This is a genomic window from Pseudoalteromonas sp. MMG024 (assembly GCF_021654175.1).
Taxonomy (GTDB): domain Bacteria; phylum Pseudomonadota; class Gammaproteobacteria; order Enterobacterales; family Alteromonadaceae; genus Pseudoalteromonas.
On record NZ_JAKFZO010000023.1, the window covers coordinates 1 to 24,149 of the forward strand.

Here is a 24,149-nt window from a genome sequence, read left to right on the forward strand (position 1 = left end):
TGTTCCGTACTCGCTAAAACGCAAAAATATCCTGCGAGGTATAAAAGAAAAAGCACCACTCGCTCTTAAGCGAGTGGTGCTAAGCATATGCTGACCTTTTTTAATGTGGTTACTTGGTGTTAGTTTAGCCCATCAATGTACTAATTGACTCAGCGCCCCAAATGTAGAGAATAGCCGTGCCAAGCACTGCAAAAATCGCAAAACCTAACCAACCGCTTTTCATTTTGACACTTTGTTCATAACTTTCTGCTGTTTTGCCTGTAATCATAGGTGGCACAAGTGCTTTGCCTTTTAGTTTATAAATAACAATAGCTGCAATATGCAGTGCGATGGCAATTAAGATATAGTCAAATAAGTTGCGGTGTAAGCTGCTAGCAAGTGAAGAAAGATCACTACTCACCATAGCCACTAACGGACCATCATACATTATATCGTCTGTGGTCATTAAACCCGTAACGGCTTGCGAAATAAGTAATATAAGAAACGCGATCACCATATAACTACCAGCTGCATTGTGCCCTGGTTTAGTTTGTTGCTGCCCTTTAATCGCTGCGATAGTGCTTTTGGGTGAATGCAGTAATGCCGATAACTTTGCAGTATCACTGCCGATAATGCCCCAAATAATACGTGTTGCTAATAGTGCTAATAGTGTGAAGCCTGCGACAAAGTGCACTTCCATAAGGCTGTTTTCAGCCGAATAGTAAAGTGTTGCAACTAATGCGACCATGCTCCAATGGAAAAAACGGATAAATCCATCCCATACTTGTGTTTTTTGCATTTTGGCCCCTAAAGCGTGTTGTAAAAATAAATCAATATGTAAGGTCGTTAGACCCAAATTGAAGTATTACTATGTTGCCATAAATCAGATAAATACGGTAAGCAAATACGTTAAACATTATAAAAAATGCTATTGAGCAATTTTGTACAATTTTAAAAAAACCGCTTGGCTATACTGATTGTGTAAACATTTTGCTCCCCTTTATTTTTGAGAAGCTTTCATGGAAAACACAGTCTTTCAATATCATCAGGATTTAAATGGACTCGAAGTACTTAAAGCGCAGTACAAGCAGCAGAATTTCGCACGCCATAGTCATGAAGGTTATACCATAGGGTTAATTGAAAATGGTGCACAGCGGTTTTTTCGCAGTGGTGCAAATCATGTCGCGCCAGCAAGCAGTATTATCTTAGTTAATGCAGACCAAGTGCATAATGGTCAAACTGCGACAGAGCATGGCTGGGGTTACCGTGCTATGTATCCAACTCCAGAGTTATTTGAAGGGCTAACGGATGATATTGGTAAAGCAAAACTAGGCGCGCCCTATTTTGAGCAAGCGGTAGTGTTCGACCCTGTGTTAGCACAGCAAATGGCGTTTACTTTTGATTTACTCGCGACTGAGAAAAGTGTATTGGCAAAACAGTCAGCATTGTATCAATTATTAATTAATTTAATTGCTCGCCATAATAAAAGTGCTTTTAATTTAAAAGGGCTATCACGCAAACCACAACTAAACACTGCGCTTGATTATTTGCGCGATTATTATTTCGATAATATAAGTTTGACCGAACTTGCCGCGATTGCTCATATGAGTCCGTTTCACTTTATTCGACAGTTTAAGGCTGAAACAGGTATGACACCGCATGTTTATCAAACGCAATTTCGTATAAATCGTGCCAAGCAAATGCTACGCTCGGGGCTTGCGATTAATGAAGTGGCATTATCTGTTGGTTTTTATGACCAAAGTCACTTTCATCGATATTTTAAGAAGAATATGGGGTTAACCCCTAAACAGTACAGCAAGGCAGTACTTTACCAAGCCTCATAAATTACTGGTCAATCAACGAGAATAAAATGAAAACAGCAATTGCTAAAGGGTTTTGGGATATGCTTCCACTTAATCTAGCGGTGATCCCATGGGGTATTTTATGTGGCTCACTGGCAGTGCAATCGGGTTTTAGTCCGCTAGAGGCACAGCTAATGTCACTATTGGTGTTTGCCGGGTCTGCGCAACTGGTTGCTATAGAATTAATTGCTGGTAACGCTTCACTTATCACCATTTTAGTCACTACTTTTATTATAAGCGCTCGCCACTTTTTGTATGGCTTAAGTGTGCGCCATCGTTTAATTGATAAGCCGCTTAAGTGGCGTTTAGGCTTGGGTTTTTTACTAACGGATGAGCTTTTTGCTTTTTCACATCACCATAGGGCATATCAAGGGAAAGTAAGGCTAGTTTACGCCTTAGTTGCGGGCGGCAGCTTTTATATCGCTTGGAATATTTGGACGCTCATAGGTGTTGTAGCAGGGGCATTACTGCCGGACCTTACTCAGCTTGGGTTAGACTTTGCGATCGCCTCAATTTTTATCGCTTTGGTGATCCCAAGCATCAACAATTGGCCAGTGCTAATTGCGTGTTTAACCTCGGCTGTCAGTATTGTTATTTTTAAACTGTGGCAATTTGAACTTGGACTTATTTTCGCAGCGCTGCTGGGCATGAGTATGGGTTATGTGCTTGAAAGCAGACGAGGTGCAAAATGCTAAAGATTATTTTTTTGATGGCATGCGTCACGTTCACAACGCGTTTTTTATTTTTATCTAAGCGTTTACCCTTTAGCATTGGGCCTAAAATGCAGCGTTTTTTAAGTTTTAGCGCGCCCTGTGTACTTACCGCGATTTGGGTACCGATTGTATTTGTGCAACAGGGGGAGTTGGCTATTTCGCTCGATAATCCGTATTTAATAGCAGCAGGTGTTGCCGTTTTACTGGCATATCGCTTTAAGAATTTATATGTCACTACCGTGGTGAGTTTAGTGGTGTTCTTTTTACTGAAACTCTAACTGCTTTAAAGCAGTTAGAGTTTAGAAGCGGGCGCTTAAACCGACGCCTTTAATACTGCGCGGCTTATATCAAGTGTTACTTGTTGGCTTTCACCCAGCTCAGTCATACCGTGACGTTCAAGTTGTTCAACGACGGCATCAGCTACTTTTTCATCTAACTGGTAATCGCTTAAACGTGTTGGCATGTTTACCGAGTGGAAAAACACCTCGGTTTTTTCAATCGCTTGGTCAATGGCTAAGTTTTTATCTTGCTCTGTAATACCCCAAATACGTTCAGCATACTGCAATAACTTCGCTTCTTTTTGTTGGCGCATAGCGTTCATCATACGTGGCAGCACAATGGCGAGAGTTTGCGCGTGATCTAAGCCGTATAATGCAGTTACTTCATGGCCAAGCATATGTGTAGACCAGTCTTGTGGTACACCTGCACCAATTAGCCCGTTTAGTGCCATAGTTGCCGACCACATTAGGTTTTCACGAACCATCATGTTATCTGGCTCTGCGAACACACGTGGGCCATCTTCAATTAGCGTATGCAATAAACCTTCAGCAAAGCGATCTTGCACTTTAGCGCCATGGTCAAATGTTAAGTATTGCTCCATAACGTGCACAAATGCGTCAACGACACCGTTCGCTAATTGTCTTTCAGGTAATGTTTTTGTTACTTGTGCATCAAGTACTGCGAACTTTGGTTGTACTTTTTCACTTGCAAACGGCAGTTTGTCGTTGGTGTCGAGCTTAGACACAACTGAATAGCTATTTGATTCCGAGCCAGTGGCGGGTAAGGTAAGTACAACACCAATTGGCAGAGCGTCTGTTACTTCTTCTGCTTTTGCTAAAATATCCCATGGTTCACCATCGAACTTGGCCGCAGCAGCAATAAACTTAGTGCCATCAATAACGGAGCCACCGCCTACCGCAAGTAAATAATCGATGTTGTGCTCTTTTATTTGTGCAACGGCACGCATTGCGGTTTCATAACTCGGGTTTGGCTCAATACCCGAAAACTCAAAAACTTGGTGTTCACTCAGGGCATCGGTTACCTGCTGGTAAATACCATTTTGTTTGATACTGCCACCGCCATAAATAACCAGTACTTTTGCTGACTGTGGGATCTCGTGTTGAATGTTTGCGATTTGGCCTTGGCCAAAAATAATTTTAGTTGGATTTACAAAACTAAATTCCATTGTATTGCCTCAATTAGGTACGGTAATTAAAGCCAGTCTAACGTTTTTCTGAGTTGGGATAATCCCCACTGTTGACAAATCACTTTTGCATTTATGCAATAATAAGTGTGTTCTAATTTCTATTTTTGCATGGGTGCTTGGTATGAACTGGCAAGGGATCAACGAATTTTTGGCTGTAGTGGACTGTGGTAGCTTTACTCAAGCTGCTAAAGTGCTAGATGTCTCAACATCACATATTAGCCGTAGCGTCTCGCAATTAGAGTCGAGATTGGGTGTTGCGCTTTTAAAACGAACAACGCGTTCGCTTAATTTAACTGAAGCAGGGCAGCAATATGCAGCCTCATTACACTCGATTCAATCTGCAATGGAAGAGGCTAACCTAGCGCTGCAAGGTGAACAACAAGAGCCGAAGGGCAAGATTAAAATCTCGTGTGCTGGCGATTTTGCCTCAAAGCAAATTGCACCTAAGCTCGCGCAGTTTTGTCAGCGTTATTCGCAAGTGTCGATTACCATGGATTTTAATAACCGCAATGTAGATTTGATTGCCGAAGGCGTTGATTTAGCGATTCGATTTGGCCGAATGGCTGACTCTAATTTAATTGCGCGGCCACTTTCAACACGTGTTATGACTTTAGTTGCATCGCCTGAGTACTTAGCAAGGTTTCCTGCGCCAAGCCACCCAGAGCAATTGATAGAGCATAATTGTTTAATAGCAGTTACTAACCGTTGGCGCTTTAATATGGGCAACAATATTAAAGAGTTTAAGGTGGCTGGACGTTGGCGCAGCAATAATGGAGAAGCGCTGCTGCAAGCGTGTTTATCGGGCTTGGGCATTGCTCATCTAGCGTATGATATTGTTGGGGACTATATTGAAAGTGGTAAATTAGTAAGCTTATTAGACTCATATCAAGTTGCAGATAACGCTTCTTGGCTGGTTTACCCCAATCGTGATCTAATGCCCTTAAGAGTACGTTTATTAATAGATTTTTTAATTGAAGAGTTTAAATCGAGATGACCGCGATTTATTTCAATTTTTGAACTATTATTGTGCGATTATATCGTGCGCGATATATTTGACTGCAACAGAGGAGAAAGCTAATGGCACCATTTTATCAATTTAGTATTAACAGTTTGCAAGGTCAGAATATCGACTTTGCAGATTTTGCAGGCAAAGTCGTATTAGTCGTAAATACAGCGAGTAAGTGTGGATTGACACCACAATATGAAGGTCTTCAAGCGCTACACAAAAAGTATAGCGACCAAGGTTTAGTTATTATTGGTTGCCCGTGTAACCAGTTTGGCCAACAAGAACCTGGTTCGCCGGAACAAATTCAGGGCGAATGTTTAATTAACTATGGCGTTGATTTCACTATGACAGAGAAAATCGATGTAAATGGTGAAAATAGCCACCCACTTTATAAGTATTTACGCACTGAATTATCGGGTATTTTAGGCAATAAAATTAAATGGAATTTTACTAAGTTTTTAATTGGCCGAGATGGCAAGCCAGTTAAGCGTTTTGCGCCAACAACAAAACCCGACGCACTTGCTAGCTATATCGAAAAAGCACTGGCGCAATAGTATGACAAGTAAGCCCGAGCAACTGTTAGAAAATCAACTTTGCTTTCCAATTTATGCGGCGTCACGTCTAGTGACGCGGCTTTATCAGCCTGAGTTGGACAAATACAAACTAACTTATCCGCAGTACGTTATTTTACTGATTTTATGGCAGCAAGATGGTGTTACTGTGGGTGAAATTGGGCAGCAGGCGATTTTAAACAATAATACATTAACGCCTATTTTAAAGCGTATGGCCGACAACAACTTAATTGAGCGCAGGCGTGATGATTGGGATGAGCGAAAAGTACGTATTTATTTAACTGATTACGGCAATTTGCTGCAGCAGTCGCTTTCGTGCCTACCTTCGCAACTGGTAGATAAAGTAGGGTTAGATCTTGATAAAGCGGCCCAACTAAAAGCTTTGCTCGGTGATTTAATGTTGCAGTTAAACGAACACAGCTAACCTAAATTTAGGTGAATCCGTTCAGATCAATACGCGCTAATTCTATGGATTAATTTATATTGACTGATTTTTATTATTTTTGTGTGACTAAGTTTGGAATTAGGGATGTGCAATGCCCGCCACATAAAGCATCAACAGTGGCTAATTATTTTTTTTAAACAATGGCGCGAAATGCTGTTATAGCTCATCCCAGTAATTGTGGGTGTCATCCATGCCAATGGATTTTCGTAATCGCTTTCTTTCTAAAATATCTTCTAAACGTTTTTTAACTTCGCGTTTATGTTCGTTTTCTTGGTTGTTTTCTAAATCGCTATTTAGCGGCTCTTGATTGTTTATGTTTTGGTAATTATCTTTCATGATCACCCTCAACATTAAATGTTTAAGCACTCATAAACAGTAATAGCCATTATTGTATTTTGCGCAAGTAAATATATTTCAAATAACTTAGTCAAATACACAAATTACATGGTTAAATTTACTACTTTTTAGTTTTTACATACTTTTTAGAAGCTCTTAAAGTCACGATAAAATAGTTATCCATATGTATTTTATATGTTTTTTAAATTTGGCACTGACCTTGATATAGCTATATCAACGAGAGAAAAAATTAAAACGCAAAAGATACGGGAATCACTATGAAACAATTACTTTTAACAACAGCAGTGGCAGCGTGTATTGGCTTATCAACAAATGCAGTAGCACATCAAGATGGTCACGACAGCAATATGAGCTTTTCGTCGGATAGCTGCAATTTAGAATTTAATAACACCCTATCAATTACACCTGATACGGTTAATATCAAAGCTGCTTCAGGTGAAGTAGTTATTGACCAAGATGGTAACTTGCAGATTAATGGCGAAGCGCAGTCACTCTCTGCAGCGGATCAAACATTACTTGCCCGTTACTCTAGCGATGTGCGCGGTCAGGTTCCACAAGTGGCTGAGATTGCGATGGAAGGTGTCGCGTTAGCAGGTGTTGCCCTAAGCGAGGTGGGCAATGCATTTGGCTTAGAGAATATGGCTACAATGGAACAAATGATGTCAGAGATTGGCGATGAAATTCACGCTGCATTTTATGACGGTGGCACATTCATTATGGATCAAGGCCGTTTCGATAACATTGGCGACACATTCGATAGTAAGTTCGACCAGCAGATGGAACAAGCAATGGAAGAAATGATTATGGAATCCATTGGCAGCTTGCTGATTACGGTAGGTAGCGAAATGTTAAGTTCTGGCGGCGATATGAGCGAGTTTGAGCAACGCATGGAACGTATGGGCGAGCAAATTGAAGAAAAAGTTGAGATACAAGCGAAGAATATTGAGCAAAGAGCCGACCAAATGTGTTTTGACTTTAAAGACCTAGCAATGCAAGAGGATGAGTTACAAGCGCGCATTCCGGCACTTGCAAATTACGATGTATTTAAAGTGGAAACTAAAAAATCATCAATCTAATGTAAGTAAACATTATTTACAGCGTCAGTCATCATTTTAGGGAGCATTAGCTCCCTTTTTAATTGAGTTGTTCAGCTTTTAAGTGAACTTCCCCATAGTGTTCCGGGATCTTTTCGGCAATGAAAAAGTTGAGTAAATCTTGGTCTAGCTCACCTTTACTTGCGAGTTGTTGCATTATGCCAAGGGCTTGTGACAGGGTCTTAGCTGTTTTATAAGGCCGATCCGAGGCGGTGAGTGCTTCAAAAATATCAGCAATTGCTAGAATGCGTGCTTCAAAGCTAATTTGCTCACCAAACAGCCCTTTGGGGTAGCCTTTACCATTAAGTTTTTCATGATGTGCGCCTGCGATCTCTGGCACTCTGCTTAAATGTTTTGGAAATGGTAGCTTCTCAAGAATTTCAATTGTTTGAATGATGTGATGGTTGATCGCATAACGCTCTTCTGAATTAATAGTACCGGCACTTACACTTAGATTATAGAGCTCACCAAGGTTATTTCTTAACTCGGGCTGTTGTAAATTATACTTAGTGCTATCGCAGCGTAAGTTTTGATTATAAAGCAAGTGACTTGGTTTATCGGCCAAAATACTAAGCTCAGAAACCTCCGGGTAATCAATGTATTGAGTTAACTCTTCTTGTGATAACCCTAGACGCTCATTAAAGTATGGTTGCCAATTCAGTTGTGCGATTTCATGGAGTTTGTTTTTGTCATTGTCCGATACAAACTCAGCGCTATTGCAATAAGCTACATGCGCAAAGTCACTTTCTAACTGCTTTATTTGTTTCATTAATTTAGCATTGACTGCGCTTTTATCCGCACCGGCTAAGATTTCTTTTAGTGCGTCAATTTCTAAATCACGTTTTACTACTTCAAAACGCGTTCTAATTTCATGAATGCGGTTGTAAATTGTTTCTAATCGAGTGGCTTTGTCCACGATGTATTCTGGCGTTGTGACTTTGCCACAGTCATGTAACCAAGCAGCGATTGATAGTTGGCGCCTCGCACTTTCATCAAAATGAAAATTAGGAAACTGCGAGGATTGGCTCGCTGCTTCAGCAATTTGTGTGGCAAGCTCAGGCACTCGTTGACAGTGTTTACCCGTATAGTGAGATTTAGTATCAATCGCACCCGCAATGACTTGAATAAAGGAATCGAGCAACTTCTCTTGTCTATTGACCAGTTTTCGTCCTTCAATTGCGACACCAAAAAACGTGGCAACTTGCTCAGCAAGCTTCAGACTAATGTGCTCTTGCGGCATACTTACAGGATAAAAATATATTTGTAGGCCAATGACTTGCTGCTCGCGATTTTTTAGCGGAACAAGCGCTTGGTAGCATTCTGAATCGGCTTGTGAAAACAGGGTTTGTAACGTTTCAGGTAATTGATTTATCTTTGTTGTATCACAAATAGTGTATAACGCGTGCCAGTCGATATTGGGCAGATTATCTAGTGTGAATTTTTGCTTATGATACTGTAAGAATTCAGCTACTAATGTTTGGTTTTTCGTGAGAAGAATCAAACACCCTTTGGCATGCATCATTTGCATCGATTTAAGGGCTATTTTATCGATTAAATGTTGTAAGTTTTGTTCTTTTGAAAGGGTTTCAAGCAGGCTGAAAAACTCTACTAAGTTACTGTGAAGAAGTTCTAAACTATGAGCTAGTTCTTCAATTTCAGTTACTTGGGTATAGCGAGTTGATTTTTTAGGTGCTTCGAAATTGGCTAACTGTGACGCATATTCGTTTACTTGACGAATGGGACGCGTCATAAGGTGAGCAACAAAATAACTCAAAGGTAATACTAATAAACATAATCCAATAGAGATAAACAACCACTGATACAGCTGTGCATTTATTGGTGCGAGAATATCCTCTGCTTCGGTGGCTGCAACTAACATGATGTTACTACCTTCTTCAGTACTTATTTCTGATGCACTGATATACCATGACTGATTTTTAGTTTGTATTTTCGTGAGTGAATGACTATCCGATGATCTTACCTGTGCTGCGGAGTGGGCTAACCACGTTTGCCAAGGTGCAATTTGTTGGTTATTTAATTGAATATTCTGACCATCTTGTAATGCCAAGAGCTTATTTTGACTGTTCATTAAAAACAGCCAAGTGTTAAATTTGAGAGCGTCATGGCGCATGCTTTCGGACAGAGCTTGTGAATTAAGGTCTAGGTTTACTGTTAGTTGATTAACTTGTTTCACCATCGAAAACACTTTTTCGTTGCGAAAATTGTCAAGATAGGGCTCAACCACGGTAACTTTGTGAGCGGTTTTGGCTTGTTGGTACCATGGGCGCTCTTCGATATTAATAGTGGCGGGGAGTGCTTGTTTTTTGATTAGTGTTAGCGCTTGATCATAAAAATAACGAACTTCTTTATTATCGTTTATCTTTTGCAGTAAAAAATAAGCGTTGTTTGGAGAATCAAATAAGCCTTTTGTTTCGGCAGATTTAATTTGGTGAAGTGCCCAAAGAGTATTATCTGCTGTGACGATCATTATGGCATCGGCATGTTCGTCACTGTGTAAAAACATACTGAGTTCGCGTAAAAGTAACGGGGGGAACTCTTTAAGGAGCGCTTGCTTTGCTTGATAACGGTAAATAAGGCTATTGATGACTTTGTGTTCGTTACTGTAATCAGAACGAATACGTGTTAGTACATCTTTGAGCGCTTGTTGATGATTATTGAGTGCTTGAGTTGTAGCATACTCCAAACGATTTTGATAATTCAGATAAATAAATGTGCTACTAATGAGTAACGACGACATCAAAACAGCAATAGTCGAAAATGTGATAATGCTCAGTTTAGGCATGATTAACTCACTGCAATTAAATGATTTTTATCGTTAACGCGCTTTTAGCTACTTCAATCACCACCGGTGTGTGGCCTGCAGATTCTCCATCTGCTTGCACAGGCAAGTTTGGGGTCAAGACTTCAAGTTGTGTAAATGCGTGTTCCTTCACTTCTGGTAGCGAAACATGTTTACCGTAATAGAGCTTAGGTAAAGCCCAGAGCTTTTTAGCTAAATGTGTCTTTTCTACACTGTAACGCATTAAGTGCGACGAGTTTAACTCTGCGTTTGGCGCAATTTTCATACCGCCGCCAAAGTATTTGCCATTAGCAAACACCGTAAGAAAGTTTTTATAATGTGTTTCTTTACCTTGCTGCTTTAATGATAAGAGCGACTCCTTAAAGAATAAAAGACAAGCAAGGGTATGATATAAATAGCTAAAACGCGCTAACCAGCCTTTATTTCCTTTGGTGCGCTCTACAATTTCAGCGTCAAAGCCTACACCGGCACTATTAATAAAATAACGCGCATTAACTTTTCCTAAATCAATTGTCATTAAACGATCGCTTTGTATTAAATGCTTTAGTTGTTGTTTGCTATAGGCAAAATTGCGCATAAAGTCGTTACCGGTACCGCACGGCAAAACGGTAATCGGTTTGTTGCTGTAAGCCATGCAATTGGCTAGCAAATGTAGCGTGCCATCACCACCCAGCATGACCACTTCAGTGTACTCTGCCAAATGTTGTTTAAAGAAAAGTTGGTTATCCGCTAATACTGCTGAGGTCGTAAAAATATAGTAGCTATGTTGTTGCTGCTTTAAGGTGGTAACAAGCCAATTTAACCAATATTTTTTTTGTTTATTTGGTAGTGGGTTTAAAACAATTAGATAATGTTTATTCATGAAATGGTGATTAATAAAACGCTAAACACAAGCTTGCCCGTTTAAGGCTTTTAGGTCAAATAGATAGGATTGGGCTTTGCACATTTATGCAGTTTATATGCAACTATAGTTATTTAAATTTCGCATTAGAAAAATTCATGTCAAAATGGTAATTTTATTGATTGGATTTTAACCATATTTAAACGCAAAATAGCACCTAGTTAAACAACAGGAGCAATCACATGACTAAACAAGCGTTAAATCAAGGTGGCCAATCTCAAGGTCAACTAACTCGTTCTAATAACGGTAAAAAAAGCTTATTGGCTAAATTAAACCGCTATGGCAAAAAACTCGCATTAGCAGGCGCAGTTGCATATAAATAAATGATGATTTATTTGCGACCGTTCGCACCTGTTTAAAAGGCTGTAATTTTATAAATTACAGCCTTTTTTAATTTAATAATCTAATGCTTTTTTAAGTCAGTTATGTTGTTTAACTAATTTTTAAATATGACTTAGGAAAGTTTAATTAATTCAACAGGCTTAATTTAGCTGTTGTCATTACTATGTGTCTCGCGTTCCTGTATTACCGTCGGCTTTAATTGACGCAAGAATATTTAAGTCGATGGTATTTTCAGGGGACAGGAACGCAATCCCAATATTGTTGTTGTGAGAGTTAATAGGTAGGTGAATTATTAACTCTTTTTACTTCTTACAATATAGTAAACTCGCAGATTTACGGCTAACTTAGTATTTATGCACTAATTAGTTGGTAACCCATTGAATGGAAAAGCAGTTGAATCACCTTCCTTATCAAATCCAAAGTCGCCTTACTCATAAATTACTTATCGCGTTAGTGATCATTTCACTGTTCAGCTCAGCGATGGCAGGTCTTTACTTTGATAGTTCAACCCGCTTTAAAGATAATGCACAAAAATCAGAACTTGTTCATAAAATTCTTAACCAGTATTCAAATATTGCTCTTTACACTTTCGAAAAGCTTGTTGCGATCGGTGAAATGTCGCGCAACGGCATCGTGCTTGCGCCTGAGTTACGCGAAGAAAATGAGCAAAAGTTGCGTACAGCAATTGTTGAAGTACGTAATTCTCTGTTAAAAAAAGTAGCTTTGGCACCTGAGGTCAGCACGCAAAATGAGCTCGCATTGTTAGACCGAGTAACACAAAAAGTTGAGCGCATTATTACGACTTCGCAAGAAATCAGGTCGCTGATTACACGCGGTGAATTATCTGAAGCGCAAAGCCTGTATCGTTTATTGCAGCAACAGGGCGTGCATGCAGAGTTTAATGCCTTAATAAGTGAGGCCGTAAAGCAAGAAAATTTACAGGCTGAAGCGATCCGTGATAACAGTAAAATCATGTCTGAGCGTAATAACCGCTACTTGGCAATTGCACTCGGGCTATTAAGTTTATTTATGATGCTGACCATCTGGTTTTTTTGGCAGCGTATTTCAAAGGCAACAAAACAACTTCAGTTTGCAGCGAGTCAGTTTACAGCCGGTAAACTAGAACACCGTATTCCAAAACTAAAAGACACCGAATTTGCCAAGCTTGCAGATGCCTTAAATTTTATGGCAAGTGAGTTAAAAACCAAACAAACAGAACTGGGTGAGGCTAAACTTCAGCTAGAAGAAAAAGTACAAGAGCGGACAAAAGCCTTGGCTTTGAGCAACGAAAAATTGGCCTATGTTGATAAGCAGCGTCGCCAATTTTTAGCTGATATTTCTCATGAATTACGCACGCCTCTTACAATAATTCGCGGTGAATCAGAGATCTTGTTACGCAGTCATTCAGAGAATGTCGATGATTACCTTGAAACCCTTGTTGCAGTTGTTGATCAAGTAAGTCACACCACTGCATTGATCGATGATTTGATGTTAGTTGCGCGGTCGAGCGCAGGTGAGTTAAGGCTTTCTTGTAGTGAGGTGAATCTATCAAAGTTGATTCAGGATTTGTGTTATGTGTACCGTCGTAAAGCGCAAGAGCGTAAACAAGATATAGTATTTGATATTAGCGAAGAGATCAGTCTTGAGCTTGATGAACGTAGAATTCGCCAAGTACTAATGATTTTGTTAGAAAATGCACTTAGCTACTCGACTGAACATGCGATTACAGAAGTAAAAGTATTGTGTCGTCAGCAAGTGGTTATTATTAAAATAATTGACGCAGGTCAGGGTGTTACTAAGCAAGAGTTGGAAAATATTTTTGAACGCTTCTATCGTAGCAACCGTTCAAACACACCTGGTTCGGGGTTAGGTCTGCCTGTTGCAAAGGCGATAGTTGATGCGCATGGCGGTCATATTAGTTTAAAATCAAATGCTTCAGGTGTAGGCTCTGTGGCGACTATACTATTACCATTAAATGGTGAGGAACGTAATGAGAATTTTATTAGTTGAAGACGATGACCGCGTAGCGAGTTTTTTAGAGCGCGGATTACGTGCTGAAGGGTACTTTGTGGTGCGTGCCAGTGACGGTAAGGAAGGGTTAGATCTGGCGCTTGAAGGCGACTTTAATCTGATTTTGCTCGATATAATGCTTCCGGGGTTAAACGGCTTAGAAGTGTGTCAGGCATTACGCATTAAAAACTTTGAGATTCCAATCATTATGCTGACCGCCATGGATGCTTCTCAGGATATTGTGCACGGCTTACGTTTAGGTGCAGATGATTACGTAACTAAGCCTTTTGCGTATGAAGAACTTTTGGCGCGAATTGAAGCGGTTACGCGTCGCAAGCCATCGCAAAAAGCACGCTCGAATACCTTAACGTTTGAAGAGTTGAGATTTGATCGTGACAGCTACATTGTAACCTTGGCAGATAAAGAAATTTCGCTAACGGTTAAAGAGATGGCGATACTTGAACTGCTAATGACAAACCCTGGCAAGTACCTTAGCCGCGAGCGCATTTTAAGTAATGTGTGGGGTATGGAAATGGATCCAATGACCAATGTTGTTGATGTATATATTGGTAAGTTACGTAAAAAGCTAATGCTGTCAGATCAAGACGAGAGCATGATCGAAACTAAGCGAGGCATAGGCTACCGATTGGTTTGTGCATAATTGCAAAAGTCTCAGGGCTTAAGAATCAAAAAGGGCGAGTTAACTTAAGTAAACTCGCCCTTTTAACTTCAGGTAATTGGTTTATTAGCGCTTAGCAATATAGTCTGTGTTAACGCTAAATCGCTTTGCTACTTTTGCGTTTTTGATGTCTTGTGCAAATGCTTCTAGCGACTTGCCGTTACATAAAATATTTTCAGCAGCTTTACGTACGTTTTTGTTTTCCTGCTTAAGTAAGCGACGTAATTTACCATCTTGCTCATTTGCTGCTGCGGCACAGATTTTTGACGATAGACTATTATCTGATGGTGTTACTTTAGCGGTTGCGCTGAAAGATAAAATGCTTGCTGCTGCGATAGTTGCTGTAATTAGTTTATTCATGTCTCATTCCTCATTGTGGTGAAGTTAAATCGTTTTGTTGGGTTCTATATTACGAATTTTTAAAAGATTGAGTTCGGCAAGATGATTAGCGGTAATGTTTGGTGATTGATGGTAAATATGCGTGATAAGTGAAATATGGCAAAAAGCTATCGTTAAAAGTCAGTTTTAGTAGATAAAATTTTCATCTATTTTTTGGTGTATCGAAAGTAGAAAATCCTAACAGTGATTAAACATAGAAAAGGGCGAGTCTACTTAAGTAAACTCGCCCTTTTAACTTCAGGTAATTGGTTTATTAGCGCTTAGCAATATAGTCTGTGTTATTGCTAAATTGCTTTGCTACTTTTGCGTTTTTGATGTCTTGTGCAAATGCTTCTAGCGACTTGCCGTTACATAAAATATTTTCAGCAGCTTTACGTACGTTTTTGTTTTCCTGCTTAAGTAAGCGACGTAATTTACCATCTTGCTCATTTGCTGCTGCAGCGCAGATTTTTGACGATAAGCTATTGTCTGCTGGTGTTACTTTAGCGGCTGCGTTGAAAGATAAAATGCTTGCTGCTGCGATAGTTGCTGTAACTAGTTTATTCATGTCTCATTCCTCATGGCGGTGAAGTTAAATCGTTTTGTTGGGTTCTATATTACGAATTTTTAAAAGGTCGAGTTCGGCAAAATGATTAGCGGTAATGTTTGGTGATTGATGGTAAATATTGATGATAAAGGTGTGAAAACTACTTTTTTTAATAAAAATGTTAATTTTTTGATGTTTATTTGAGCAAACAAACTTTTTGCTATTTACAGTTTACGGTTGGCTGAGTATTATTTTGCGCATGGAGAGATGGCTGAGTGGTTGAAAGCACCGGTCTTGAAAACCGGCATAGGTTAATAGCCTATCTAGGGTTCAAATCCCTATCTCTCCGCCATTTTAAATGTATTTGCGCTGGAGAGGTGGCCGAGTGGCCGAAGGCGCTCCCCTGCTAAGGGAGTATAGGGTTTGTAGCCCTATCGAGGGTTCGAATCCCTCCTTCTCCGCCATGTATAAAGCAAAAAACCCTGCAACTTGTTGCGGGGTTTTTTGCTTTATGGCTTGTGAAGCGAGGCTTTGATTCGGACTCTTAGTTCGAAGTGCTTACCCCAATTCAATCAGTTGTGATTTACTTACTAATAATCCATTGCGATCGCCATAAATCCAATCGCCATTATGGATAGTGATGTCTAAAAAGCTGACGGCTCTTACTTGCTCGCCTAAACCTTGTTTTTGCGTCTTTCGAGGTACACAGCCTCTAGCCATAATAGCTAAAGACATCTGTTCTAAAATTTCAACATCACGCACACAGCCGTTTACAATAATGCCTTGCCAATTATTTTCGATGGCGAATTTGGCAAGATTATCGCCTAAAAAAGCGAATTTCTGAGCGTTATTGGCGTCGACGACTAATACCTTACCGTCACCGTTACTTTTGAGTAACTCACCAACCTTGGAGTTATCATTTGGACATTGGATGGTGATTGCTTGGCCTGTAAACTTAGTGACTTTGCCAAAATGAAGTAACCCTGCGCTAGCCACTTGAAGTTGGTCAGAATATTCGTCGTATAGGTCGGGAGTGGTGAAATGTGTCATAAGCAGTGCCATTTATTTTTTAGTAAATAAATTAAAGCACTGCTTGGAATGTGTAAAAAATTTATCTCGTCAATAACTGACATTTCTAGCTGAAATAATTCATTATCTAGAGATTTTTACCGCTGTACCGTAAGCGAGGATCTCCGACATGCCTGCGGCAACTGCGCTTGTGGTAAAGCGTACATTAATCACGGCGTCTGCACCTAAGCGCTGCGCTTCTTCTGTCATTCGTGCTTGAGCGACTGAGCGCGCATCTGTCATCATTTCCGTGTAGCCTCTAATCTCGCCACCAACAATAGTTTTAAGACCTGCCATAATGTCACGGCCTACGTGTTTAGAGCGTACAACATTACCTGTTACTAAGCCTAGAGATTGCGTGATTTGATAGTTAGCGACTTGTTCGGTATTGGTAATAATCATTTTCTTACTCCTGTTTTGCTTGTAGCTAGAGTAAGGGAATTACGGAATTAAGAAAGAGGAAGAATGATAAAAGGGTGACAAACAGGATAAAAGGAAAGTGAGCTCGACTTACACCGATTGGTATAGGGTCGAGCCCGAAACTAATTAACCTTCGTTTACTAGGTTATGTAGTTCATCTAACGAAGCTGCAATTTTAACGCCTGGTACGTTTGTACCAACAGTAGCTTCAAAAGAACCTTCAATCGCTGAGCGGAATGAAGTGAAAGAGATGCGATATACACCACGAACAAGTGCTTTTGTTGGGTTGTTGATATCTGAAGTTTGACGAAGTAGAGAGTTGTAGCTCTGACCACCTGGATTCTGTGGTAGTTCGCTGCTGTCGTCATTGTAAGTCAGAGTTTGTAGTGACTTACCGCCGTTTTTGATTTTCGCTGGGTCAATAATGTCCATGCGATCTAACACAATGTAAGTGTCGAAATATGTTTTAGAATCATTTTCGAAGTTATTTGTGTAGTTTACGTTTACGAAGTCGCTATCAGAAGGCGTTGATGTTGCTGGTGAAACCATAGATACACCAATTTCATCTACTGCCGCTGGTACCCAAGCGTATAGGTAGTAAGCGTCTTTGTTTTTGTATTTACCTTCTGGTTTTACAGATGCGTCAACATAACCAAAGTAGTTAGTGTAGTTAGCATATGGTAGACGTGCTTCAACACCCGCAACACCTTGTGTTACAGAGCTTTTAAGAGCAGGACCAGTACCAGACATACATGCAGTTAGAGCTAGAGCTGAAGAAGCAGCAAGAAGTGCTTTTTTTAACATTGAAATTTCCTTTTCATTCCGTGTTATAAAATCGCGGGCTATAATACAGAGCTGCGGTGTTTTTTCAATCTATTTAAGTAATTAATAGATGAAAAAATTTAAACTGTTTGGTTTTGGTAGGTTCTTGGGCTGCAGCCAAATGTTTTTTTAAATCGGCGGCTAAAGTAGCTTAATTCGCTAAATCCGTAGTCATAGCATACCTGAGTAACCGCAGTTCCTTGTTTTAGTTTTGCCGCAGCCGCTGTTAGCTTTTGTTCAACAATAAAGGCTTGTGGTGTGCAGCCTAATTGGCGCTTAAATTCTAAAAATAACTTACTGCGTCCCATACCCGCACTTTTACATAGCATTTCAATTGAGATTGGCTTAGTTAAATTTTGTTTTATAAAGCTAATGGCCGATTGCAATCCGTTATGGCCAATTTTGAGATTGCAATGCTGCAACACCAATTCGCGCGAGCGATCTTGCAGCATGCGTACGAGCAACTCACTAATACCAAGGTCGATCAGCACTTCTCGGTCTTGCTTGTTTTCGCTAAAGGTGTCAACTAATCGTTGATAAAGCTGTTGAGTAAACGGGTTATTGCTCAACTGCAGAGTGGCGCTTTGCTCATTGTAATAGGCTTGCTCTAGGCGCATTCTCTCCGCTACTTCCTGCACTTTTTTACTGTCAACTTCAATGGTTAGGCATGAAGTTGGGGCGTTTAAATGTGCCTCAGGAAAATCAATTTCAACGTGTTCACCCCCAGCAATAATAAAGCTTTGTCCCGGTAAAAACTCTTGTCCTCGTTGCAGGCTGTGATGATGCATTACTTTTTTACCGGTATGCATAGCGCAAAACATTAACTGTTCAGCATGAAATGGAATGCGCTCACAAGCTTGATAGGTATCGTAAACACACAGTTGTACATGGTCGCTATTAAATGCAGCTCGATTATCAATTAAGGTGCTAACTTTACTGCGTTTTTCCTGTAACAACATACCTGTTCCTCCAAACTTGTAGAGATTCATAATGGCTAAATTGTGCACTCTCAGTCAAGTTATTTGGATGCAGAGTCAAGCAACAATTATTTTGAAGTACTAGTCTGAGGGAGCACATATTTAAGTTGAAGAAAGCTTCTAATAACAACACACATAAAGGAAACAAAATGATTTACGCAAATCCAGGGCATGCAGATGCCAAAGTACAGTTTAATGAGCAGTATGAAAACTATATTGGTGGTGAGTGGGTTGCCCCTGTTGACGGTAAGTATTTTGATAATACAACACCGGTAACAGGAGAAGTCATTTGTCGTATACCTCGCTCTAACGGTAAAGATATTGAATTAGCCCTAGACGCAGCGCATAAGGCAAAAGATGCATGGGCACAAACATCGGTAACAGAACGTAGTAACTTACTACTAAAAATAGCCGACCGTATTGAGCAGAATCTTGAAATGTTGGCGGTTGCAGAAACATGGGATAATGGTAAAGCAGTGCGCGAAACACTTGCTGCTGACCTACCACTGTGTGTTGATCACTTCCGCTACTATGCTGGCTGTATTCGCGCACAAGAAGGTTCAATTGGTGAAATAGATAATGGTACGGTGGCGTATCACTTTCATGAGCCTTTAGGCGTTGTTGGTCAAATTATCCCATGGAACTTTCCATTATTAATGGCTGCTTGGAAATTAGCGCCTGCACTTGTGGCAGGTAACTGCGTTATCTTAAAACCAGCGGAGCAAACTCCTGTATCAATTCTTAAGCTGATGGAAGTCATCGGTGATCTACTGCCTGCAGGTGTATTGAATGTGGTTAATGGTTTTGGCGCGGAAGCAGGCCAAGCACTTGCAACCAGTACACGTATTGCAAAAATTGCGTTCACGGGATCGACGCCAGTTGGTGCGCATATTTTAAAATGCGCCGCAGAAAACATCATTCCATCCACTGTTGAACTTGGCGGTAAGTCACCGAATATATACTTTTCGGACATAATGCAGCAAGATGAAGAGTATATTAGCAAGTGTGTTGAAGGGGCTGTATTGGCGTTTTTCAACCAAGGTGAAGTGTGTACATGCCCATCTCGCCTCTTGGTGCAGGAAGACATTTATGATGAGTTTATTGCGCGTGTAATTGATCGCACTAAACAAATTAAGCGCGGTAATCCGCTTGATACAGATACGATGGTTGGTGCGCAAGCATCGCAAGAGCAGTTTGATAAAATACTTAGTTACCTAGCGATTGGAAAAAACGAAGGCGCAGAGCTCTTAACCGGTGGTGGTGTTGAGCAAGTATCTGAAGAGCTAGGCGGCGGTTATTATATTCAACCCACCTTGTTTAAAGGTAACAACCAAATGCGCATTTTCCGTGATGAGATTTTTGGTCCTGTTGTCAGTGTTGCAACCTTTAAAGATGAAGCTGAGGCGCTAGCAATTGCTAACGATACTGAGTTTGGTTTAGGCGCAGGGCTTTGGACTAAAAATATGAACCTTGCGTATCGCATGGGGCGTGGAATTGAAGCAGGGCGTGTTTGGACTAACTGCTATCATCATTACCCAGCGCATGCGGCATTTGGTGGTTACAAAAAATCAGGTGTAGGTCGTGAAACTCATAAAATGATGCTTGAGCACTATCAAAATACTAAAAACTTGTTAGTAAGCTATAGCGATAGTCCTTTAGGTTTCTTTTAACCCCCTTTAATTATTCCTAAGCAATAAGGGTTCTCATTTGAGAGCCTTTTTTATTTTATTAGCCAAAGAGTATTAAGCATCGCTGTTAAAATTTTGTAAACACATGTTCTTTATACAGTTGTTAGTTGTAAGAAAATATTTTATTGGTTGTTTTGTTTGCCTAGTTACAGTAAAACAGAACGTAAATTAACCAAATAAACGGACTGTACATGCTCTTTTTTAATATAAAAAACCAAGCATTTGAACACCCGCAATATATTCAATGTAGCCAATGTCACCAGGTCGCGGTTACAGCACATACACAATTAAAATTTGTTTGTTTTGGTTTAATTCCCTTATTTCCATTTGCGTTAGAGCGCGCTTCATATTGCGCCAATTGCAGCGCTAAAAATATGCCTGAAAATAGTCAATATTCGAAACTGCCGATATTTCACGTGTTAACCAAATTTATTGGTACTGTATTAATCATTTTGATGCTGAGTTGGCTTTGGCAGCAGCATACTCAGGCTCGGAATATTGAAATAAACATCGTTAACCAACCGCAGATAAATGATTTCTTTTTTATTGATTACAGTAAGTTTTTAAAAGAGGAATATTATCAAAAGCGAGTTGTCGCGGCTAAGGTGGTTGCAACTGAAAATAATACGATCACCTTAAAACTAAGTCGCTATAACTATAGTCGTGAGCGTGACCTTAAACTGTCGGCGCGCAGTGATAATTTTGTGCAAAAGGGTTACTTTTTTAATGACAGTCAGACTTTTAGCCAGCAGCAGATAAAAGATTTTTACGACAATAACACCATCTATGCAGCTTACCGACCTAAAGATCTAAAATTGTTCGGTGGTTTTGTTGTAATGCCTAGCAGTCCAAAGCCCTTATATGCCGGCTTTAAATTGAATAAAGCAAATCAAGAAGGCATTGCTGCCTATCAGGAGAGGGATTTTTCGACAGCGTTTGAATATTTTAGTGAAGCAGCAAAGCAAGGCGATAGTTGGGGACAGTATAATCTGGCGAAAATGTATTTAGCTGGTGAAGGAACAGATAAAGACACGGTACAAGCTGGGCACTGGTTAACGTTGTCGGCTAAGCAAGGGCATAGCAAAGCGCAGCAGCTGTGTGATAAGCGAGACTTGTGTTAATAATTGTGTAAGTTAGCTAGCGCGCTCTAAATCTTCAATACACGCCTTACACAAATCGAGATAGCTGTGAATATTGTTTTTTGTCCAAAACTGTCTGATCTGTGTGTCTTGTTGCAAAATAAAACTATTAAACTCTTCAAAAGCAACAGGGGTGTAATTGGCTACATAATGTTTGAAGGCTTGTTGCACCGACTTGTGGCCTAATGCTGAATCGCTAATCACACTTTCAGATGCTTCGACAAGTAATCCACTAAAGCGTAACAGTTCAACTTTAGGTGAGCCTAAACGCTGCACTTTAATAAAGCGTTCACGCAGTAGTTTTTGTTCTTCTTTCGCCAGCTCAATAACGATTTCACTTAGGTATTTTGTTTCGCGGTTAGCTCCATCAAGTGAGCTCGATAGCTGCCTCGCTTGGCGCTTAAAGTTCTCACCCCGCACATAGAGAAAAATCATGGCGAATACTGCAAGGGCAATGCTACCCATAATGGTGATATTCATGGCTATCCTAAACGCGTTTTATTGTTGTTATACCAATTCTACTTATTATGCGATTGCTCTAAGAGCTAAATGGCGCGTTAACTCTGTTAACAATACTTTTGTAGATTACCTACATGTTACCTTAGTTAAAAGGCATTTATTTGCCGTAATAATTGCTCATAAAATCAGTGCAATTGATATATAAACTAGTCTTTAATATCTGATTTTTCAAGAATTATATCATCAAGAACAGACCAGCGACGCACATAGGGTTTGCTGCCTTTCCCTAAAATCCAATAGTCGTAGACCTCTTGCACTCTGCCACTAGCACGGCGAATATCGAGCCACGAGTTAAGGTAATTTGCCAAGTCATCGTGACGTTTAGCAACCGCAAATCCTGTGGGATATTTCGCTTTTGAACCCTCGGGAACGACAACGCCAAAGTCAGGATAAAACATGGTCCAAGCAAAGCCTGCTTCAGCGCTAATTAACAAGGCATCGTACTTATCTGGGTTGGCAAAAAAATCACGATAGCTAGTAATATTGGTAAGCGTGTAATGTTTGTTGCGTTCAAATTCTTTACCGAGTAACGCTTGGTATTCTATGGTGGCAAAGTTAAGGGATTCATGGGCTTGCAGAGCTTCTAAGGTTTGAAACTCTTTACTGCGATGGTCAAGGGTCACTAAGGCAAGCTTGAGCTCAAGCACCGGATCGGTAAATAAGACCTTTTCGATATCATCTAGGTTAATTTCCAGCCCCGACATGGCAATATCAAAGTACCCTTTATTGAGGTATTCCACCAGTTGTGGCTTTTTAAATGGAATAAACTCCACTTGCACACCCAAGTCTTCAGCAAGTTTATGTGCCAAGCTAATATCAAAGCCAACGAGTTCATCATTGTGATTAAAGTAGCTAAACGGTACGTTGTCGGCAATGTAACCAACGCGCAGTAAATTACGTTTTTTAATTACACTTATATTGGTAAGCGATAACTTGCCATCTTCATATGCCTTTGGCACATGATTTAGTACATGCTCAGGCACTTTGTCACTTACCACCATGTTGGCAATAATATCATCCGCGGCATGTGAGCTTTTCAATAGTTGTGAGTTTACAGTGTAGGCCGCGAGCATGCAGGCGGGTAATAACCCACCAATTAATGAAAAATATAAAATGCTTTTTGCACGCTTATAACTCAGTTGCTTGCGCACATAGAAAATACTTAATAAAGTGACGGCTACGATATAGACCACAGTAGTTGGAGATACAAATTTGGCGCTGATCACTGACATTGCCAAATACAGCTGATAGGTGTCAGCTGGCACGCGCACGGTTTCCAACATGTATGGAATTGCGATATGTACATTGGCAAAGTAGCTGAACAATGCGCTGATGGTAATATTTGGTACATCAGCGAGGGTTGCTTCATGGCCGGTAAGCCATGCCGCAAATAATACAAAAATGAGCGTGGTAAGTTTACCTAAGCTCGGGAACGTGAAGGCAATTGGCACCAGCACTTCGGCAATGTGATCTGAATTGGCATCGGCAATATTGTTTTTATGCATATAGCTTTTAATGCCTTCGGTGATCACGGGTAAGGTAATAAATACATTACCTGTGGTAAATGCAGCAATTAACGCATTGCGTGCAACATCAATTAGCTCATGATATTTCACCGGTGTCAGCGCCGCGACCAGCATAGGTAGCAAAACAAACATCAGAAACAGGCCAAGTAAAATTACCAACACAAGATACACTTGCAACGTACTAAGCTGGTCAACACTCATCGTGCCTGCTGAACTTGCGGTAATAGCAAAAATACCAATCGGAAAAATCTTAACGATTTTCTTTGAAATAACAGAAAGCCCTTCACCAACAACATCTAATATATTGAGTAAACTACTTTTACGTACATTGCCCATTAACGCCATGCCCAGAGCAATACAAAAAATTACTAACGCGGGCACATTGCCTTCAGCCATTGATGCAAAAGGGTTAGAGGGGATATAACGAGCTACAAAATCGATTTCTTGTTTGGCGGAAATGAGCGCGGTAGAAAAGAAGGTACCGGCATCGTGCTTAGGTAATGTAAACGCAAAGCACCAAATAACAAATAAGCCAATCCCCCATAACGACAGCATGACTGTTGCCGCTTTAAGTAAAATAGAGCGTACTTGATCGGGTTCGAACTTACCAAGACCAACAACCAGCGAAACCACAATATACGGGAAAATTGTGATTTGCATTAGCTTAATAAAGCCATTGCCAACTGGCTGTAAAAACGCCAGCCGTTCACCAAAAATAAGACCGAAAATGACACCGCCAATCAGTGCCCACAGCATGAGGTTTTTAGTCGCAAAAAAGTCGATAAGTTTCTTCATTGA

25 protein-coding genes and 2 tRNA genes are annotated in these 24,149 nt (G+C 40.2%); 14 read left to right on the plus strand and 13 right to left on the minus strand.

The window, feature by feature from the left end:
* Positions 1-124: 124 nt before the first annotated feature.
* Positions 125-778: a cytochrome b/b6 domain-containing protein gene (locus L1068_RS18040; protein WP_237131331.1), complete on the minus strand. Its 654-nt coding sequence runs from the start codon at positions 776-778 to the stop codon at positions 125-127.
* 220 nt (positions 779-998) lie between these two features.
* Here L1068_RS18040 and L1068_RS18045 point away from each other — a divergent pair, with 220 nt between their 5' ends.
* From L1068_RS18045 to L1068_RS18055, 3 genes are read left to right on the plus strand one after another with little or no spacing between them, the layout of a single operon-like run.
* Positions 999-1,823 carry an AraC family transcriptional regulator gene (locus L1068_RS18045; protein WP_237131332.1) on the plus strand — a complete coding sequence of 275 codons (825 nt, stop codon included), beginning with the start codon at positions 999-1,001 and terminating at the stop codon, positions 1,821-1,823.
* Between the two features lie 26 nt (positions 1,824-1,849).
* Positions 1,850-2,536 (plus strand): AzlC family ABC transporter permease, encoded by a 687-nt coding sequence (locus L1068_RS18050; protein WP_237131333.1) that lies wholly within the window; start codon positions 1,850-1,852, stop codon positions 2,534-2,536.
* A complete protein-coding gene (locus L1068_RS18055; protein ID WP_054979351.1) occupies positions 2,530-2,832 on the plus strand; it encodes an AzlD domain-containing protein in 303 nt (100 codons plus the stop codon). The genes L1068_RS18050 and L1068_RS18055 overlap by 7 nt, the downstream gene beginning before the upstream one ends.
* 35 nt (positions 2,833-2,867) lie before the next feature.
* Here the strand turns inward: L1068_RS18055 and L1068_RS18060 are convergent, their stop codons facing one another.
* Positions 2,868-4,019, minus strand: coding sequence for an iron-containing alcohol dehydrogenase (locus L1068_RS18060; RefSeq protein ID WP_237131334.1), 1,152 nt, complete (start codon positions 4,017-4,019; stop codon positions 2,868-2,870).
* A 142-nt stretch (positions 4,020-4,161) separates the two neighbouring features.
* Here L1068_RS18060 and L1068_RS18065 point away from each other — a divergent pair, with 142 nt between their 5' ends.
* From L1068_RS18065 to L1068_RS18075, 3 genes are all read left to right on the plus strand, one after another.
* Positions 4,162-5,034 (plus strand): LysR family transcriptional regulator, encoded by an 873-nt coding sequence (locus L1068_RS18065; protein ID WP_237131335.1) that lies wholly within the window; start codon positions 4,162-4,164, stop codon positions 5,032-5,034.
* Positions 5,035-5,117: 83 nt separating this feature from the next.
* Complete coding sequence (locus L1068_RS18070; protein WP_054979349.1) at positions 5,118-5,600, plus strand: glutathione peroxidase; 483 nt, start codon at positions 5,118-5,120, stop codon at positions 5,598-5,600.
* A 1-nt stretch (position 5,601) separates the two neighbouring features.
* On the plus strand, positions 5,602-6,042 hold the full coding sequence (locus L1068_RS18075; RefSeq protein WP_237131336.1) for a MarR family transcriptional regulator: 441 nt from the start codon (positions 5,602-5,604) through the stop codon (positions 6,040-6,042).
* Between the two features lie 177 nt (positions 6,043-6,219).
* Here L1068_RS18075 and L1068_RS18080 read toward each other — a convergent pair whose 3' ends face one another.
* Complete coding sequence (locus L1068_RS18080) at positions 6,220-6,399, minus strand: hypothetical protein (RefSeq protein ID WP_040641207.1); 180 nt, start codon at positions 6,397-6,399, stop codon at positions 6,220-6,222.
* Between the two features lie 278 nt (positions 6,400-6,677).
* Between L1068_RS18080 and L1068_RS18085 the strand changes: the two genes are divergently transcribed.
* Positions 6,678-7,496 (plus strand): YggN family protein, encoded by an 819-nt coding sequence (locus L1068_RS18085; protein ID WP_237131337.1) that lies wholly within the window; start codon positions 6,678-6,680, stop codon positions 7,494-7,496.
* Positions 7,497-7,554: 58 nt separating this feature from the next.
* On the opposite strand, the gene L1068_RS18090 is transcribed toward L1068_RS18085, so the two are convergent.
* Together L1068_RS18090 and L1068_RS18095 are read right to left on the minus strand one after the other, a co-directional pair.
* Positions 7,555-10,317 (minus strand): HD domain-containing phosphohydrolase, encoded by a 2,763-nt coding sequence (locus L1068_RS18090; RefSeq protein ID WP_237131338.1) that lies wholly within the window; start codon positions 10,315-10,317, stop codon positions 7,555-7,557.
* 16 nt (positions 10,318-10,333) lie between these two features.
* Positions 10,334-11,197 carry a diacylglycerol kinase family protein gene (locus L1068_RS18095; RefSeq protein WP_237131339.1) on the minus strand — a complete coding sequence of 288 codons (864 nt, stop codon included), beginning with the start codon at positions 11,195-11,197 and terminating at the stop codon, positions 10,334-10,336.
* A gap of 221 nt (positions 11,198-11,418) precedes the next feature.
* Between L1068_RS18095 and L1068_RS18100 the strand changes: the two genes are divergently transcribed.
* From L1068_RS18100 to L1068_RS18110, 3 genes are all read left to right on the plus strand, one after another.
* A complete protein-coding gene (locus tag L1068_RS18100; RefSeq protein ID WP_157813522.1) occupies positions 11,419-11,559 on the plus strand; it encodes a hypothetical protein in 141 nt (46 codons plus the stop codon).
* A gap of 400 nt (positions 11,560-11,959) precedes the next feature.
* On the plus strand, positions 11,960-13,588 hold the full coding sequence (locus tag L1068_RS18105; protein ID WP_237131340.1) for a HAMP domain-containing sensor histidine kinase: 1,629 nt from the start codon (positions 11,960-11,962) through the stop codon (positions 13,586-13,588).
* Positions 13,569-14,249: a response regulator transcription factor gene (locus tag L1068_RS18110; protein WP_010561387.1), complete on the plus strand. Its 681-nt coding sequence runs from the start codon at positions 13,569-13,571 to the stop codon at positions 14,247-14,249. Before L1068_RS18105 ends, L1068_RS18110 begins: the two co-directional genes overlap by 20 nt.
* Before the next feature lie 84 nt (positions 14,250-14,333).
* Here L1068_RS18110 and L1068_RS18115 read toward each other — a convergent pair whose 3' ends face one another.
* Both L1068_RS18115 and L1068_RS18120 read right to left on the minus strand, forming a co-directional pair.
* Positions 14,334-14,627 carry a DUF3718 domain-containing protein gene (locus L1068_RS18115; RefSeq protein ID WP_237131341.1) on the minus strand — a complete coding sequence of 98 codons (294 nt, stop codon included), beginning with the start codon at positions 14,625-14,627 and terminating at the stop codon, positions 14,334-14,336.
* 292 nt (positions 14,628-14,919) lie between these two features.
* Positions 14,920-15,213 carry a DUF3718 domain-containing protein gene (locus L1068_RS18120; RefSeq protein WP_237131342.1) on the minus strand — a complete coding sequence of 98 codons (294 nt, stop codon included), beginning with the start codon at positions 15,211-15,213 and terminating at the stop codon, positions 14,920-14,922.
* Positions 15,214-15,453: 240 nt separating this feature from the next.
* Between L1068_RS18120 and L1068_RS18125 the strand changes: the two genes are divergently transcribed.
* Both L1068_RS18125 and L1068_RS18130 read left to right on the plus strand, forming a co-directional pair.
* A tRNA-Ser gene (locus L1068_RS18125) sits at positions 15,454-15,544 on the plus strand.
* A gap of 19 nt (positions 15,545-15,563) precedes the next feature.
* A tRNA-Ser gene (locus tag L1068_RS18130) sits at positions 15,564-15,656 on the plus strand.
* Between the two features lie 94 nt (positions 15,657-15,750).
* On the opposite strand, the gene rraA is transcribed toward L1068_RS18130, so the two are convergent.
* From rraA to L1068_RS18150, 4 genes are all read right to left on the minus strand, one after another.
* Positions 15,751-16,242 carry a ribonuclease E activity regulator RraA gene (gene rraA, locus L1068_RS18135; protein ID WP_237131343.1) on the minus strand — a complete coding sequence of 164 codons (492 nt, stop codon included), beginning with the start codon at positions 16,240-16,242 and terminating at the stop codon, positions 15,751-15,753.
* 102 nt (positions 16,243-16,344) lie between these two features.
* Positions 16,345-16,662: a YbjQ family protein gene (locus L1068_RS18140; RefSeq protein ID WP_237131344.1), complete on the minus strand. Its 318-nt coding sequence runs from the start codon at positions 16,660-16,662 to the stop codon at positions 16,345-16,347.
* A gap of 144 nt (positions 16,663-16,806) precedes the next feature.
* A complete protein-coding gene (locus tag L1068_RS18145) occupies positions 16,807-17,484 on the minus strand; it encodes a LipL32 family surface lipoprotein (protein ID WP_010561392.1) in 678 nt (225 codons plus the stop codon).
* Positions 17,485-17,582: 98 nt separating this feature from the next.
* Entirely contained in the window at positions 17,583-18,461 is an 879-nt protein-coding gene (locus L1068_RS18150) for a helix-turn-helix domain-containing protein (protein WP_237131345.1), read from the minus strand.
* Positions 18,462-18,628: 167 nt separating this feature from the next.
* Between L1068_RS18150 and L1068_RS18155 the strand changes: the two genes are divergently transcribed.
* The gene (locus L1068_RS18155) at positions 18,629-20,149 is read left to right on the plus strand and encodes an aldehyde dehydrogenase family protein (protein WP_237131346.1); all 1,521 of its coding nucleotides are present in this window, start codon (positions 18,629-18,631) and stop codon (positions 20,147-20,149) included.
* Between the two features lie 209 nt (positions 20,150-20,358).
* Positions 20,359-21,288 (plus strand): tetratricopeptide repeat protein, encoded by a 930-nt coding sequence (locus tag L1068_RS18160; protein ID WP_237131347.1) that lies wholly within the window; start codon positions 20,359-20,361, stop codon positions 21,286-21,288.
* Positions 21,289-21,300: 12 nt separating this feature from the next.
* Here L1068_RS18160 and L1068_RS18165 read toward each other — a convergent pair whose 3' ends face one another.
* Both L1068_RS18165 and L1068_RS18170 read right to left on the minus strand, forming a co-directional pair.
* Positions 21,301-21,786: a hypothetical protein gene (locus L1068_RS18165; protein WP_054980943.1), complete on the minus strand. Its 486-nt coding sequence runs from the start codon at positions 21,784-21,786 to the stop codon at positions 21,301-21,303.
* Between the two features lie 185 nt (positions 21,787-21,971).
* Entirely contained in the window at positions 21,972-24,146 is a 2,175-nt protein-coding gene (locus tag L1068_RS18170; protein WP_237131348.1) for a cation:dicarboxylase symporter family transporter, read from the minus strand.
* Between the last annotated feature and the right edge of the window lie 3 nt (positions 24,147-24,149).

Coding starts and splice junctions, on each gene's coding strand:
- L1068_RS18150 (WP_237131345.1), bottom strand. CDS start 18,461: ATGTTGTTACAGGAAAAACGCAGTAAAGTTAGCACCTTAATTGATAAT.
- L1068_RS18115 (WP_237131341.1), bottom strand. CDS start 14,627: ATGAATAAACTAATTACAGCAACTATCGCAGCAGCAAGCATTTTATCT.
- L1068_RS18045 (WP_237131332.1), top strand. CDS start 999: ATGGAAAACACAGTCTTTCAATATCATCAGGATTTAAATGGACTCGAA.
- L1068_RS18040 (WP_237131331.1), bottom strand. CDS start 778: ATGCAAAAAACACAAGTATGGGATGGATTTATCCGTTTTTTCCATTGG.
- L1068_RS18155 (WP_237131346.1), top strand. CDS start 18,629: ATGATTTACGCAAATCCAGGGCATGCAGATGCCAAAGTACAGTTTAAT.
- L1068_RS18065 (WP_237131335.1), top strand. CDS start 4,162: ATGAACTGGCAAGGGATCAACGAATTTTTGGCTGTAGTGGACTGTGGT.
- L1068_RS18095 (WP_237131339.1), bottom strand. CDS start 11,197: ATGAATAAACATTATCTAATTGTTTTAAACCCACTACCAAATAAACAA.
- L1068_RS18085 (WP_237131337.1), top strand. CDS start 6,678: ATGAAACAATTACTTTTAACAACAGCAGTGGCAGCGTGTATTGGCTTA.
- L1068_RS18055 (WP_054979351.1), top strand. CDS start 2,530: ATGCTAAAGATTATTTTTTTGATGGCATGCGTCACGTTCACAACGCGT.
- L1068_RS18105 (WP_237131340.1), top strand. CDS start 11,960: ATGGAAAAGCAGTTGAATCACCTTCCTTATCAAATCCAAAGTCGCCTT.
- L1068_RS18120 (WP_237131342.1), bottom strand. CDS start 15,213: ATGAATAAACTAGTTACAGCAACTATCGCAGCAGCAAGCATTTTATCT.
- L1068_RS18160 (WP_237131347.1), top strand. CDS start 20,359: ATGCTCTTTTTTAATATAAAAAACCAAGCATTTGAACACCCGCAATAT.
- L1068_RS18090 (WP_237131338.1), bottom strand. CDS start 10,317: ATGCCTAAACTGAGCATTATCACATTTTCGACTATTGCTGTTTTGATG.
- L1068_RS18100 (WP_157813522.1), top strand. CDS start 11,419: ATGACTAAACAAGCGTTAAATCAAGGTGGCCAATCTCAAGGTCAACTA.
- L1068_RS18165 (WP_054980943.1), bottom strand. CDS start 21,786: ATGAATATCACCATTATGGGTAGCATTGCCCTTGCAGTATTCGCCATG.
- L1068_RS18080 (WP_040641207.1), bottom strand. CDS start 6,399: ATGAAAGATAATTACCAAAACATAAACAATCAAGAGCCGCTAAATAGC.
- L1068_RS18170 (WP_237131348.1), bottom strand. CDS start 24,146: ATGAAGAAACTTATCGACTTTTTTGCGACTAAAAACCTCATGCTGTGG.
- rraA (WP_237131343.1), bottom strand. CDS start 16,242: ATGACACATTTCACCACTCCCGACCTATACGACGAATATTCTGACCAA.
- L1068_RS18060 (WP_237131334.1), bottom strand. CDS start 4,019: ATGGAATTTAGTTTTGTAAATCCAACTAAAATTATTTTTGGCCAAGGC.
- L1068_RS18140 (WP_237131344.1), bottom strand. CDS start 16,662: ATGATTATTACCAATACCGAACAAGTCGCTAACTATCAAATCACGCAA.
- L1068_RS18050 (WP_237131333.1), top strand. CDS start 1,850: ATGAAAACAGCAATTGCTAAAGGGTTTTGGGATATGCTTCCACTTAAT.
- L1068_RS18110 (WP_010561387.1), top strand. CDS start 13,569: ATGAGAATTTTATTAGTTGAAGACGATGACCGCGTAGCGAGTTTTTTA.
- L1068_RS18145 (WP_010561392.1), bottom strand. CDS start 17,484: ATGTTAAAAAAAGCACTTCTTGCTGCTTCTTCAGCTCTAGCTCTAACT.
- L1068_RS18075 (WP_237131336.1), top strand. CDS start 5,602: ATGACAAGTAAGCCCGAGCAACTGTTAGAAAATCAACTTTGCTTTCCA.
- L1068_RS18070 (WP_054979349.1), top strand. CDS start 5,118: ATGGCACCATTTTATCAATTTAGTATTAACAGTTTGCAAGGTCAGAAT.